At 59.7% G+C, this 12,644-nt stretch carries 13 protein-coding genes; 5 read left to right on the forward strand and 8 right to left on the reverse strand.

Features of this window, described 5'->3' with window-relative positions:
• Positions 1-146 precede the first annotated feature (146 nt).
• A complete protein-coding gene (locus tag GDN47_RS12420; RefSeq protein ID WP_152093479.1) occupies positions 147-1,124 on the forward strand; it encodes a DUF2232 domain-containing protein in 978 nt (325 codons plus the stop codon).
• A 19-nt stretch (positions 1,125-1,143) separates the two neighbouring features.
• Complete coding sequence (gene rplI / locus GDN47_RS12425; RefSeq protein ID WP_152093480.1) at positions 1,144-1,722, forward strand: 50S ribosomal protein L9; 579 nt, start codon at positions 1,144-1,146, stop codon at positions 1,720-1,722.
• Between the two features lie 97 nt (positions 1,723-1,819).
• On the opposite strand, the gene GDN47_RS12430 is transcribed toward rplI, so the two are convergent.
• From GDN47_RS12430 to GDN47_RS12440, 3 genes are read right to left on the reverse strand one after another with little or no spacing between them, the layout of a single operon-like run.
• The gene (locus GDN47_RS12430) at positions 1,820-2,887 is read right to left on the reverse strand and encodes an HlyD family secretion protein (RefSeq protein WP_113329090.1); all 1,068 of its coding nucleotides are present in this window, start codon (positions 2,885-2,887) and stop codon (positions 1,820-1,822) included.
• Positions 2,888-2,904: 17 nt separating this feature from the next.
• A complete protein-coding gene (locus GDN47_RS12435) occupies positions 2,905-4,551 on the reverse strand; it encodes an MFS transporter (protein WP_113329091.1) in 1,647 nt (548 codons plus the stop codon).
• Positions 4,552-4,559: 8 nt separating this feature from the next.
• Entirely contained in the window at positions 4,560-5,003 is a 444-nt protein-coding gene (locus GDN47_RS12440) for a MarR family winged helix-turn-helix transcriptional regulator (RefSeq protein ID WP_069616181.1), read from the reverse strand.
• Positions 5,004-5,332: 329 nt separating this feature from the next.
• On the opposite strand from GDN47_RS12440, the gene GDN47_RS12445 reads away from it, so the two are divergent.
• On the forward strand, positions 5,333-6,829 hold the full coding sequence (locus tag GDN47_RS12445; RefSeq protein WP_069616180.1) for a replicative DNA helicase: 1,497 nt from the start codon (positions 5,333-5,335) through the stop codon (positions 6,827-6,829).
• Positions 6,830-6,889: 60 nt separating this feature from the next.
• Here the strand turns inward: GDN47_RS12445 and GDN47_RS12450 are convergent, their stop codons facing one another.
• From GDN47_RS12450 to GDN47_RS12465, 4 genes are all read right to left on the reverse strand, one after another.
• Positions 6,890-7,192: an AzlD family protein gene (locus tag GDN47_RS12450; protein WP_113351690.1), complete on the reverse strand. Its 303-nt coding sequence runs from the start codon at positions 7,190-7,192 to the stop codon at positions 6,890-6,892.
• Positions 7,189-7,893: an AzlC family ABC transporter permease gene (locus tag GDN47_RS12455; RefSeq protein ID WP_145631683.1), complete on the reverse strand. Its 705-nt coding sequence runs from the start codon at positions 7,891-7,893 to the stop codon at positions 7,189-7,191. The genes GDN47_RS12450 and GDN47_RS12455 overlap by 4 nt, the downstream gene beginning before the upstream one ends.
• Positions 7,894-8,030: 137 nt before the next feature.
• A protein-coding gene (locus GDN47_RS12460) for an IS5 family transposase (RefSeq protein WP_152093481.1) occupies positions 8,031-8,791 on the reverse strand; the annotation gives its coding sequence in 2 pieces (ribosomal slippage) (positions 8,031-8,464 and positions 8,464-8,791; 762 coding nt in all).
• Positions 8,792-8,869: 78 nt separating this feature from the next.
• On the reverse strand, positions 8,870-9,691 hold the full coding sequence (locus GDN47_RS12465) for an AraC family transcriptional regulator (protein ID WP_113352017.1): 822 nt from the start codon (positions 9,689-9,691) through the stop codon (positions 8,870-8,872).
• Positions 9,692-9,917: 226 nt separating this feature from the next.
• Here GDN47_RS12465 and GDN47_RS12470 point away from each other — a divergent pair, with 226 nt between their 5' ends.
• Positions 9,918-10,418 carry a GFA family protein gene (locus GDN47_RS12470; protein WP_069616177.1) on the forward strand — a complete coding sequence of 167 codons (501 nt, stop codon included), beginning with the start codon at positions 9,918-9,920 and terminating at the stop codon, positions 10,416-10,418.
• A 314-nt stretch (positions 10,419-10,732) separates the two neighbouring features.
• Positions 10,733-11,896, forward strand: a complete 1,164-nt coding sequence (gene alr / locus GDN47_RS12475) for an alanine racemase (RefSeq protein ID WP_113390083.1) — start codon at positions 10,733-10,735, stop codon at positions 11,894-11,896.
• Between the two features lie 21 nt (positions 11,897-11,917).
• Here the strand turns inward: alr and GDN47_RS12480 are convergent, their stop codons facing one another.
• Positions 11,918-12,553: a LysE family translocator gene (locus GDN47_RS12480; RefSeq protein WP_145320577.1), complete on the reverse strand. Its 636-nt coding sequence runs from the start codon at positions 12,551-12,553 to the stop codon at positions 11,918-11,920.
• Positions 12,554-12,644: the final 91 nt, after the last annotated feature.

Raw genomic sequence — 12,644 nt, forward strand, 5'->3', positions numbered from 1 at the left:
TGAATTTGAGGGAAGGCAGCGATGCCTTCCCTTCTCCCTTTCGCGATGGGCGCGGATCGGAACCTTGAAACCCCATGTTGGGGACGGCTTTCAGCCTGCGTGGCGAGGGCATCCTCTAACTGCTCGATACGAAGCAGGACAGCGACGTGAAGAAGTTGAACGCAAAAGAGCTTGGCATCGGCGCACTCGCCGGTCTGACCGCCGCTTTACTATTGTATGGCGCGATGGCGCCGACATTTTTTGCGATTTTGCTGCCTGTTCTATCTCTTCTTGCGATCCTGATTGCCGGCCTTGGTTGGGGCAACGCCGCAGTTATCACCGCCGTCGTGGCCGCCGGTGTTTTCGGTACTGTTTTTCAGTCGATTAGTTTCGGGATCTCGGCAATCCTGGTGACGCTAATCCCCGCATGGATTAGTCACCTCGCCAACCTAGCACGTCCGGCGTCGGAAATTGGCGGCCCAGATCACTTGATCGCCTGGTATCCGCTCTCCGATATAATGCTATATCTCTGCAGCTTGACTGCAGCGACTATCGTCATAACGCTCACAATCAATGGCTACAATGCCGGTGACGTTGGCAAGGCGTTCGACACCTATATTGCCGCAGTGACTCAACAGTCTCCCGATCTTCAGCTTGACCCGATTGCAATCGCAAAGATGAAGTCGGCGATGTTCTACATGGTCCCGATCCTTTCGGGCATGATGTGGACATTGATGGAGTTCGCGGCATACTACATTGCGACCCGCGTCGTCTCGGCTTCTAGCCGCAATCTACGCCCCCGCGAAGATATCCCCTCGTCGCTACGCATGAATCGCAATGCGATCTTTATCTTTCTCGTGGCGATCGTCGCCGTCTTCTTTGGCGGTGTGATCGGTCTCATCGCCGCTCCTATACTTGGCGCCTTTGGAGCGGGCTTCATAGCTTCTGGTTTTGCGTCGCTGCATTATCGGACTCGCGGCAAGGACTGGCGCATACCCGCGTTGATCCTCTGCTACCTAGCGACTGTTTTCACACTGCCGCTCTTCATCATCCTTGTTCTCGGCCTCTACGATACGCGCAAGGCGATATCGCTGACCCCGAACAAGAATGTCGATACATCCAAACCAACTGACACGAAAATCTGACATCGAAAGGAACAAGAAAATGGAAGTCATTCTTCTCGAGCGTATCTCCAAGCTCGGCCAGATGGGCGAAGTGGTAAAGGTTCGCGACGGCTTTGCCCGTAACTACCTGCTGCCGCTCGGCAAGGCGCTGCGCGCCAACGCCGCCAACAAGGCCCGCTTCGAATCCGAGCGCGCAACGCTCGAAGCCCGCAACCTCGAGCGCAAGAGCGAAGCCCAGAAGGTTGCCGACGTTCTCGCCGGCAAATCCTTCATCGTCGTTCGCTCGGCCGGCGAAACCGGTCAGCTCTACGGCTCGGTCGCTGCTCGTGACGTCGTCGAAATCCTCGCTGCCGAAGGCTTCACCGTCGGCCGCAGCCAGGTTCACATGAACACGCCGATCAAGGCCATCGGCCTGCACAACGTCACGATCGGCCTTCACGCCGAAGTCGAAATCACGATCGAACTCAACGTTGCACGCTCCGCTGAAGAAGCCGAGCGTCAGGCCAAGGGCGAAACCCTCACCTCCGCCGACGCCATCTACGGCGTTGACGAAGACGCCCTGCGTCCGGAAGACTTCTTCGATCCGGAAGCTGACCGCGACGGCGACGAAGAAGCTTGATCTTCAAGCCTTTTTCGTAATTTCTAATGCAAGAAAGCCTGGGTCCTCCGACCCAGGCTTTCCTGTTTTCTGACAGAAGATGGAGCGAACGCCCAGGTCAGTCGTTATCCTTGATTTCCGGCAATGGAGCCGAATCCTTGTCGATCGAAACGACGACGGACATGCCGGGCGCCAACTGGTCCGCCAGAGGCTGCCCATCCTCGATTTTGATCCTGACACCGAGACGCTGGGCGACCTTGGTGAAATTGCCCGTGGCATTATCGGGTTTGATGACCGCAAATTCCGAGCCAGCGGCCGGGGAGAAGCGCTGGATGCGGCCCTTGATCTCGCGATGTCCTAGCGCATCCACGGAGATGGTGGCGGGCTGATCGAGCTTCATGCCATCAAGCTGGGTTTCCTTGAAATTGGCGATGACCCAGACGTCCTTCGGAACGAGGTTCATCAGCTGCGTGCCGGGCGTCACATATTGGCCAAGACGCACGCCGATCTCGCCGACGCGGCCGTCCTGCGGCGCCCTGATGGTCGTATTGTCGAGATCGATATCGGCAAGCTGCACGGCCGCTTCCGCGCCGCTGACACCGGCTTCCAGCGAAGCGCGGTTGACGATGATCGTCGTCAGGTTCTGCTGGGAGACATCGAGAGCGGCCTTTGCCTGATTGACCGATGCCTGCGCCTGCTGCAGCGTCGCCTGCGCCTGCTCGGAATCGCTTGTCGTCGAGACGCCTCTGGAGACGAGTGTCGTGACGCGATCGAAGGCAAGCTGGGCACGCTTCAGCGCTGCATTGGCGCTGTCGATCTGCGCCTGGCTGGAGACGATGCCGGCCTTGGCGGCCTGCTCCTGCTGCTGCGAATTGGCGAGTGCGGCCTTCTGTCCGTCCAGCGTCGCGTGGGCCTGCGCCACCTTCTGCTTGTAGATGCGGTTATCGATCTGGGCGAGCACATCGCCCTCCTTGACGAGCTTGTAGTCCTTGATCGGCACGTCGGTGATATAGCCGCTGACCTGCGGGCTGATGGTCGTGACATAGCCTTTGACATAGGCGTCGTCCGTGGTTTCGACCGCGGTCTTGAACGGCGGTAGATGCCAGGCGTAGAGCACCAGCATGACGCCGCCGATACCGGCGAGCACGGCGATGACTTCGATGGGGGAGCGAACGAGCCTCGACATGGAGCTATTTCATATCCTCATGGGTTGGATGTCGCGACCTCTACCCGATCGCCAGCGAAGCGAGCCCTGACGACGCGGAAGAGAACATGGATTGAGAGGCCGGCAAGTGACAGGAAGGCGATTACGGCGGCAGTGAAGAAGGCATCTCCGTAGGCAAGCATATTGGCTTCGCGGCTGACCTGCGCGCCGAGCAGCGCCAGCCCCTCCCCCTTCAGCAGCGCGCTATCCCCAATCACCTTGCCATAGGAGGATGAAAGCTGGCTGACGCGTGTGGCCACATGCGGATCCGTCAGCAGCACGCGCTCGGTCAGGACGGCCGAATGGAACTTCTCGCGAATGGTGATCAGCGTGCCGTAGAAGGCCGAGCCGACGAGGCCGCCGATGCTTTGCGTGAAGGTGAAGACGACGAAGAAGGTCACCAGATAGGGCGGGCCTTTGGATATAGCCTCCTTGAAGCCTGCCGACATGGATGGCGGCAAGAAGAGCGCCGCGCCGGCCGCCACCAGGGCCTGGCTGAGATACATCTGCTCGGGACGGGTCAGGTTCGTCACCTGCGAATCCATCAGCGAGCCCACCCCCATCAGAATAAGCGCGATGAACTGGATCTGCCACGTATAGCCATAGCTCATGAACACGGTGCAGATGAGGCCGCCGATGATCGAGAAGGCGAGGATGATCCAATAGAGCAAGGCAAGCTGGTCATAGAGCAGGCCGACCGCATTCTGATAGAAGGTCATGATGACGGAGGTCTGCTCGGCGGCAATGATGCGGAAGACCAGGAGGATCGCCGTCAGATGCAGAATTTCCGGCCGAAGGAGCCAGCGAACGTCGATCAAAGGCGTCGACCGTCTCAGTTCGACGACGATGGCAACGGTCAGGGATGCGACGGCAATAGCCAGAACGACGCCGAGCCATGGCACCTCCAGCCACCAGTAGAGGCGCCCGACCGATAGGGCGACGGCAAGACAGCCGAAACCGATCGCGACAAGAAGATAGCTGAAGATATCGCCCAGCACGATAACCTTGACGCGCGGCGGCGGCGTCAGCGGCAGCAGATAGATGATCGGCATGACGAGGAGCGCCAATGCCATTTCAAGCGTATAGAGGCCGCGCCATTCGCCATAATCGAGTAGCGAGGGCGACACGAGACGGGTGATGGGAGCGGCAAGCAGCGTGTTCATCATCGCCAGGCTGACGCCGATCGTCATCTTCTTCGCCGGCTCGAAGGCCTCCAGCATATAAAGAAAGCCAAGCGTCGACAGAGGCGCGCCGGCAATCCCGCTTAGGAAGCGGACGACGATCGCAGAATGCAGGTCGGAAACGAAAAGATTGAGCAGCGAGGCGAGCACGAAGCCGAGAATGCTGACCTCGGCGAAATTGCGCACGCCATATTGAAGGCGGATCTTCACCAGCGCGATGGCGAGGCTGACATTGGGCGCCATATAGGCAGCAGAAAGCCATGCCGACTCTGTGGTGGTCGCCGCGATGGTTCCCTGAATTTGCGTAAGGTTGGCGAAGGCGAGATTGAGACCGAGGCCCTGCGTCAGGAAGAACATGACGGACGCCGCAATATAGAGCGGCACTTTCCAGCCCGGCATAGGCGGTGGAGCGGGTGGGACGGCGTTGGCTTCCGCATTGGCGACCGGGCCCGGATCCCCGCTCATGCACTACCTCATGATTTGCCAATATTCTGAAGATTGGCAGTCATGGCACGGATAACTTTCAGCGCCATGCCGACATCCTCGTCCGAAATCCCCTCCAAGATATCCGCACGCACACTGGTGGCAAGAGCCTCAACCTCGGCGGCAACGACTTTTCCTGATTCCGTCATGAAGATCTGCTTGGCGCGGCGATCGGATACGGCGGCGCGGCGCTCAATGAAATTCTGCGCCTCCATGGCATCGAGGATGCGCACGAGCGTCGGCGTTTCCAGCTCCAGCTCGTCGGCAAGCTCCCTCTGGTTTATTCCGTCCCGGCGGGAGAGCTTGCGAAAAACCCTCGCGCGGGAAAGGGTCATGCCGTGCTCTCGAACGAGAGCGTCGAAAGCCGCCCTCAGCTTGCGATTGAACGCGGAGAGATCGTCGAAGAGTTCTTGTCTTGATGGCGCACCTGGCATTATTGCAACTTTATACTATTAGCATCCTACCCTAATTTAAGGGGAATACCCGGATTTTCCCAGTTTTTCAAGCAGGATAGCCGCAACAGTTGATGCGCGCAGCGAAAGACCGGCTAAAATGTTCCCCACAGATAGTTTGCATAAGTGATTCGTGTGTCGATCTTTGCGTTGCAAAGTGGCCACAAGGGATTTTTTACGTGGCGGAAACTTGTCCCTGTGGACGAGTGGAACAACGTTGATAGGTCGGTATGGCCATCCGTTTGCACGGTTGACCATGACATCGGAACATCGCAAACCAGACGACACCCTAAAGCATGAAGAGATGGAAAATGAACGAAGCTGCGCGCAAGCTTGCCGCCATTGCTCCCGCCGACCAGCATTATCGCGAAGCGCCCAATAACATTGAGGCGGAACAGGCTCTGCTCGGTGCCATCCTCGTCAACAACGATGCCTATTATCGCGTCTCCGATTTCCTGAAGCCGATCCATCTCTACGAGCCGCTGCACCGGAAGATCTTCGAAGTCGCCGGCGATATCATCCGCATGGGCAAGACCGCCAATCCTGTGACCATCAAGAGCTTCGTGCCGGCTGACGAGAAGGTCGGCGACATGACGGTCGCGCAATATCTCGCGCGCCTCGCCGTCGAGGCCGTGTCGATCATCAACGCTGAAGATTACGGCCGCGCCATCTATGACCTGGCGCTGCGCCGTGCGCTGATCACCATCGGCGAGGACATGGTCAACATCGCCTATGACGCGCCGCTCGACATGCCGCCGCAGACGCAGATCGAGGATACGGAGCGCCGGCTGTTCGAGCTTGCCGAGAATGGCCGCTACGACGGCGGCTTCCAGTCATTCAACGACGCCGTGGCACTGGCGATCGACATGGCGGCCGTTGCCAAGGAGCGTGACGGCGGCCTCTCCGGCATCTCCACGGGCATCCACTCGCTTGATAGCAAGATGGGCGGCCTGCAGCGCTCCGACTTGATCATCCTTGCCGGCCGTCCCGGCATGGGCAAAACCTCGCTTGCCACCAACATCGCCTATAATATCGCCGCCGCCTACGAGGGCGAAGTCCAGCCCGACGGCTCGATGAAGGCAAAGAACGGCGGCGTTGTCGGCTTCTACTCGCTGGAAATGTCATCGGAGCAGCTCGCCACCCGTATCATCTCCGAGCAGACGGAAGTCTCCTCCTCGAAGATCCGCCGCGGCGACATCAACGATGCCGATTTCGAAAAGCTGGTGGCCTGCTCGATGATGATGCAGAAGGTGCCGCTTTATATCGACCAGACCGGTGGTATTTCCATCGCCCAACTCGCCGCCCGCGCCCGCCGCCTCAAACGCCAGCGCGGCCTCGACGTTCTGGTCGTCGACTACGTGCAGCTCATGACCGGTTCGAAGAAGTCGGGCGAAAACCGCGTTCAGGAAATCACCGAGATCACCACTGGCCTGAAGGCGCTCGGCAAGGAGCTCAACGTTCCGATCGTCGCACTCTCCCAGCTCTCGCGCGCGGTCGAAAGCCGCGACGATAAGCGCCCCCAGCTTTCGGACCTTCGCGAATCCGGCTCGATCGAGCAGGACGCCGACGTGGTGCTCTTCGTGTTCCGCGAGGAATATTATGTGAAGAACCAAGAGCCCCGCGACCCGAACGACCCGAAATATGCGGAATGGGAAGCGCTGTTCGACCGCGTGAAGGGCACGGCCGATGTCATCATCGCCAAGCAGCGTCACGGACCGACGGGCACGGTGAAGCTCGCCTTCCAATCGGAATTCACCCGATTTGCCGACCTCGCCGACCCGTCTTTCACGCAGTACGAAGAACATTGACGCTTGCCGCGTCAATGTTCCGCTGGGATGAGAACCGCTTCGCACTTTGCCGGAAAGGCTTCAGAGTCCCGCAGCCCTCAGCAAAGCCACCGTCGCAACGCCGACGATAACGCTTGCCAGCAACGGCAAGCGGCGAGAGACGATTGCGGTGACCATGCAGGCCAGCGTCTCCGCCCAGCCGGTGGCAAAAGCTGTGGGGGCAATGACAGCCATCAGCACGGCCGGTGGAATGGCTTTGATTGCGGTTTGCCGACGCTCGTCAAGCTTCACGTAGCGAATCAAGACGAGACCGCCAACACGGGTGAAGATCGTTGCGGCAGCCATGGCGAGGATGGCGAGCAGAGTGTTGAAATCGAGCGTCATGCCGCTTGCTCCCGCGCTCTGCCCTTCCAGAAAGCCATTGCCAGTCCCGCCAGCGCGCCGGCTGCAATATGCCAGACACCGGGCACGAACTGGTGGACAGCAACGGCTGCAATTCCGCTTGCGGCAAGCACCGCGCCGGTTTCCGGTCCTTTCCAGAAGCCCATGACCAGCACGATGAAGACGGCCGGAAAGGCGAAGTCGAGACCGATGACGGCGGGATCGCCGAGAAAAGCGCCAAGCAGAGCACCCGCAAGCGACGAGCCGACCCAGGCCAAGTAAAATGGCGTGACGATGCCCGCATACCAAGCGGGCGTGAGCCGCATCGTGCCGGCGCGGAACTCCGCCATGGCCCAAATCTCGTCGGCGAGAAACAGCATGGCGAGATAGCGTTTGATGCCGGTGAAAGATTGCATCTTCGTGCCGATCGAAGCACTCATCAGCAAGTGCCTGACATTGACGAGCAGGGCCGCGATGCCAGCACCCATCCAGCTTGCGGGATGTGTCCAGATATCCATCGCCACGAATTGCGAGCCGCCAGCAAAGACGAGCGCGCTCATCAGTGTGGTCTCCAGCGGCGAAAGCCCCTTGGTCGCCGAAACCGCGCCGAACACGAGGCCGATCGGCAGGACGGCAACGATCAGCGGAAGAATGGCACGCATCCCGGCTTTGAATTCGCCGGCCGGCCGGCTTTGCTGCAACATTGGCAACCTCCACTTCAACAATGACGGAGGGGTAGCCGACGGCAGCCGGCGCTGTATTGAACGAAAGTGATCAGACGCATTCCGGACAGAAAGCCGTTTCGCAATTGGAAATGCGCTAGGCAGTAGTGACGATTTAACTATCGCAGCCAAATGATTATGGCAGCGATGATGACGAAGCCTCTGAAATTGGCGAGCAACTTGTCGTATCGGGTGGCAACGCGGCGGAACTGCTTGAGCTTTGCAAAGAAGCGTTCGATGAGGTTGCGCTCTTTATAGAGCCGCCAGTCGCAGCGGTGCGGGCGGCGGCGCTCCGGCCGCGGCGGAATGACGGGGGTGGCACCAGCGTCCAGAATGGTGTCGTGGAAGTGTTCGGCATCATAGGCTCTGTCTGCGATGACGTGGCCGGGGTTGAGGCCATGGAGCAATTCCCTGCCATAAATCACATCGCCACGGTGTCCCGGTGCAAGGACGAAGCGCACCGGTAGCCCCAAAGCATCGACGACGGCGTGGATCTTGGTGCCTAGCCCGCCGCGTGAGCGGCCAAGGCCCTGGGCGTCCGCTCCCCCCTTTTTCGCCGGGCGCCAGCGGCTTGAGGCTGGGCACGGATGGAGGTGGAATCGATCGAGACCCAGTCAAGGTCCGCTTCTCGCGCTAACGCCTCGAACAAACTTTCGAGGACACCCATCTCGATCCAGCGGTAATAGCGCCGCTTGACGGTCTGGTAGTCGCCATAGCGTTCGGGCAAATCACGCCAACGTCCACCAGAGCGGGCCATCCAGACCAGCGCCTCGACGAACCGTCTGTTGTTGGAGCGTGGACCCCGACGCCCCTTGCGCCCGCCTGGCACAAACGGCTCGATCCGAGACCACTGTTCCCCACTGAGCCTATCGATATCCATGACCGACCTCCAAAAGTCAGCCTTGAATCTGATTTGCTCCTAATTGGGAATCCCAAACCCTTAATTCGTCACTACAGCCTAGCCGACGCGGAACTGGCCCGGGGTGACGCCGGTGCGCGATTTGAAGTGGCGCGTGAAATGCGCCTGATCGGCAAAACCACATTCCATGGCAACATCGGCGGGCATGCGGCCCTCCCTGAGCAATCGGCGGGCAACGATGACACGCCGGTCAGTCAGAAAGGCATGGGGCGTAATATGATACTCCCTGCGGAAGGCGCGAATCAGGTGCGCGCGGCTCAGGCCTGCGATCTTGGCCAACTCCTCCAATCCGATATCGCTGTCGAAATTCTCAGTGAGATAATCGCGGGCGCGCACGACGGCGCTACGCTCCTTGGTGTCGACGGGAAGGACGATCGTGCTACCATAGCGCGCAAAGAGGGCCGCCAGCACCGAGAACATGCCTTCATCGGATTCCAGCGCACCGGCGCCGCTCTCGAGTGTGCGATGCGCCTTGTGGAAGGCGCTTGCAAGCTGCGGATCGCGCAACAACGAACTGGCGAAAGATGGCGTCGCATTGAAGGCTTTGCCCGTGACGTCTTCCAGAATATCGACGAAGAGCTTCGTGTCCGGGTAGATCATGCGGTAGCGATAGCCTTCGCCGCCCGGAGCGCCGTCATGCACTACTCCAGGATTGATCATATAGAGATCGCCCGGTCCGGCTTCCTCCCGACTGCCGAGCAGCGTGGTGATCTGGCTGCCTCTTTCAATCGTCCCGATGCTGAAGGTGTCGTGCGCATGCGGCGCATATTCATGCGTCACGAAGCTTGCGCTCAGGCATTCCATGTCACGAAAGCGACCGTCTCGCCAGAAGCGGGTCGATTCCACCTTGGCAAGCGGCATGGCGTCAGCCGCCTCTTTCTGCGAAACGTTCTGCATCCCCGAAGATTAGCGCGCCGGCTCCCGCGCGTCTTGAACAAAAGTGATCGCATGTGGGAAAGGCTGGCATCCACCCGTCCGCGCTTTTTTTGAGAAGGTGTGGTCGGATCCGTCGTTCCGCTGGACGATCCCAAGATGAAAACCTAAAAAGCATTTAGGCCCAAACTCGCCTTTTGGAGGAGAAGGAAAATTGAAACGCATTGAGATGACGGTAAGCGGCGGCTGCCAGTGCGGTGCCGTGCGCTATCACGCAACTGCCATGCATGATAATTCGCATCTCTGCCATTGCCGCATGTGCCAGAAAGCCTCCGGCAACATCTTTGCCGCGCTTGTCGCCGCGCCTGATGATGCGCTCACCTGGACGCGCGGCAAGCCGAGCATCTGGAAGAGTTCTGAGCTTGTCGAGCGCGGCTTCTGCGCCAATTGCGGCACGCCATTGTTCTTCCATCACCTCGAAAACGGCCGCACCAACCTGATGATCGGTTCGCTTGATAATCCGCATGCCTTCCCGCCGCATGCCAATACCTGCACCGAGAATATGGTGACATGGTTCGATACGATCACGGGCATAGAAAATACCGGCGTGACTGAAAATAACGGCGCCGATTGGGCTGCGGCGATCAAGACGAGCAACAACCAGCATCCTGATCGCGATACCGCCTCATGGGCGGTGAGAAGGCGTGACGACTGAGCCTATTCCGGCGATCGCCAGCGGGGCACGATGCCGCTGTTCCGAAATAGCCATCATCCCGGAAACTAAAGCCTACGACAGCCTGCCTTCAAGATGATGCGCACAGCGTGCCTGAAGGCCTGCCCTTCAGCTCATTCGTGCCGCAAGCAGCCTGTTGGTTTCCGACCTTTAGCCGGAAGCTGTCGTCAGAAATGTGGCGGCAGTTTCTGCCTAATTCCGCATACATGCATCGCAGCACTTTTTCTTTTCATCGACGGCCAGTATCCTGACCCAAGCCAAATCACTTCCGGCCACTTCCTTGTTTAGGGCGCCCCATGACAGATAATTTCAATGACGACGATGCTTTCGCTTCCGCCGGCCTGCGGCTGACGGTGGATCTCGGCGCGCTCGTCGAAAACTGGCGCGACCTCGCGCACCGCTCGGGGAAGGCGCGCACGTCAGCCGTTGTCAAGGCCGATGCCTACGGGCTCGGGATCGAGGATGTCGGCGAAACGCTTTACGCTGCCGGGGCGCGCGATTTCTTTGTCGCCACCGCCGATGAAGGCGCGACCTTGCGGCTCTACGCGCCCGAGGCGCGCATCTTCGTGCTCAGCGGCATCTGGCCGGGCATGGAGCGCCGGTTCTTCGAAAACGACCTCGTACCCGTCATTGCTTCGGAAGAACAGCTGACCTTCTGGATGTCGGTTCTGTCTGATTATGGCGATTATCCCTGCGCACTGCAGGTCGATACCGGCTTCAACAGGCTCGGCCTGCCGATGGATGATGCGATCGCGCTTGCCGATGACGTCTCGCGTCCGGCAAGCTTTGCGCCGGTTCTCGTCATGAGCCACCTCGCCTGCGGCGACGATCCTTCCAACGCGATGAACGGGCAGCAGCTCGAGGCTTTCCGCAAAGTCAGTGCCGCCTTCGAAGGCATCGAGGCGAGCCTTGCCAATTCGGCCGGCATCTTTCTTGGGGCCGACTATCATTTCGATCTCACCCGCCCCGGCATCGCCACCTATGGCGGCGAGGCAGTGCCGGGCATGGCCAATCCGATGCGCCCGGTAGCGACGGCGGAGGCTCGGATTATCCAGACCCGCTCGGTCAAGGCGGGCGAAACGGTGGGATATGGCCGCGCGCTTCAATTGACCCGCGACAGCCGACTGGCGATCGTCTCGGCAGGTTACGCCGACGGCTATATGCGCAGCCAGTCGAGTGCCGGCGTGCCATTGCGCCAGACCGGTATTGCGGGCGGTCACGGCTTCATAGCCGGCCATAAGGTGCCCGTTGCCGGCCGCATCACCATGGACCTCACCATCTTCGATGTCACCGACCTGCCGGAAAACCTGGTCAGAGCTGGTGACTACATTGAACTTTTCGGCAGCAACATCTCGGTCGACGAGGCCGCAAGGGCGGCAGGCACGATCGGCTACGAGATGCTGACCAGCATGGGGCTGCGGCACGAACGCCGGTATATCTCGGAAGAGACCGAGGAATAGCCCGGCTACGTCTCAGGATAGTTAGCGCGCACTGATCGCCAACCGAACGCCAAGCGCCACGAACAACGTGCCGAGACCGCGATCGAGCCAGAGGCCGAGACTGCGATTGCGCCGGAGAGCCTCGCTCAGGCGGCCGCCGAGCAGGATCAGCGGCGGTTCAATGAAGGCGGCGACGACAATGATCAGGCTTCCATGCAGCAAGAGCTGCGCCCAGACCGGGCCGGCGCCTTCGACGACGAATTGCGGCAGGAAGGCCAGGAAGAAGATGGCGACCTTCGGATTGAGCAGCGAGACCAGAATACCTTGGCGATAGATACGGCTAAAGGGCAAGGATTTGCCGGCTTCCTTGATCCATGCGCTCTCGCCCTTCGAGCGCAGCGCCTGGATGCCGAGCCAGATCAGATAGGCCGCACCGACCCATTTGACGGTCGAGAAGGCCAGCGCGGAGGCGGCAAGGATCGCCGACAGGCCGGCGGCCGCCATCAGTACATGCAGGCATGCGCCGCTCCAGATGCCGAACAGCGCTGCAAAGCCGGAGCGCATGCCGCTTCTGATCGTGTGACCGAGAATGAAGGCGATATCCGGCCCCGGCGACAGATTAAGGAGAATCGCAGCAGTCAGAAAGCCCATCCAGTGCGCAAGCGAATAGTCAAACATCGGTCATCATCCATAAAACCCGGCATAAAGGCTGACACGATCGCCGTTGATACGGAAATCATTAGTTTTGATAGGCCGGGAAAGACATTAT

The organism is Martinezella dioscoreae, assembly GCF_009176305.1.
In the GTDB taxonomy this organism is placed as follows: Bacteria; Pseudomonadota; Alphaproteobacteria; order Rhizobiales; family Rhizobiaceae; genus Rhizobium; species Rhizobium dioscoreae.

What these genes read in the sequence shown, in the direction of transcription:
- rplI (WP_152093480.1), top strand. Translation starts at nt 1,144, where the DNA reads ATGGAAGTCATTCTTCTCGAGCGTATCTCCAAGCTCGGCCAGATGGGC.
- GDN47_RS12430 (WP_113329090.1), bottom strand. Translation starts at nt 2,887, where the DNA reads ATGTCGAGGCTCGTTCGCTCCCCCATCGAAGTCATCGCCGTGCTCGCC.
- GDN47_RS12435 (WP_113329091.1), bottom strand. Translation starts at nt 4,551, where the DNA reads ATGAGCGGGGATCCGGGCCCGGTCGCCAATGCGGAAGCCAACGCCGTC.
- GDN47_RS12440 (WP_069616181.1), bottom strand. Translation starts at nt 5,003, where the DNA reads ATGCCAGGTGCGCCATCAAGACAAGAACTCTTCGACGATCTCTCCGCG.
- GDN47_RS12445 (WP_069616180.1), top strand. Translation starts at nt 5,333, where the DNA reads ATGAACGAAGCTGCGCGCAAGCTTGCCGCCATTGCTCCCGCCGACCAG.
- GDN47_RS12450 (WP_113351690.1), bottom strand. Translation starts at nt 7,192, where the DNA reads ATGACGCTCGATTTCAACACTCTGCTCGCCATCCTCGCCATGGCTGCC.
- GDN47_RS12455 (WP_145631683.1), bottom strand. Translation starts at nt 7,893, where the DNA reads ATGTTGCAGCAAAGCCGGCCGGCCGGCGAATTCAAAGCCGGGATGCGT.
- GDN47_RS12465 (WP_113352017.1), bottom strand. Translation starts at nt 9,691, where the DNA reads ATGCCGCTTGCCAAGGTGGAATCGACCCGCTTCTGGCGAGACGGTCGC.
- alr (WP_113390083.1), top strand. Translation starts at nt 10,733, where the DNA reads ATGACAGATAATTTCAATGACGACGATGCTTTCGCTTCCGCCGGCCTG.
- GDN47_RS12480 (WP_145320577.1), bottom strand. Translation starts at nt 12,553, where the DNA reads ATGTTTGACTATTCGCTTGCGCACTGGATGGGCTTTCTGACTGCTGCG.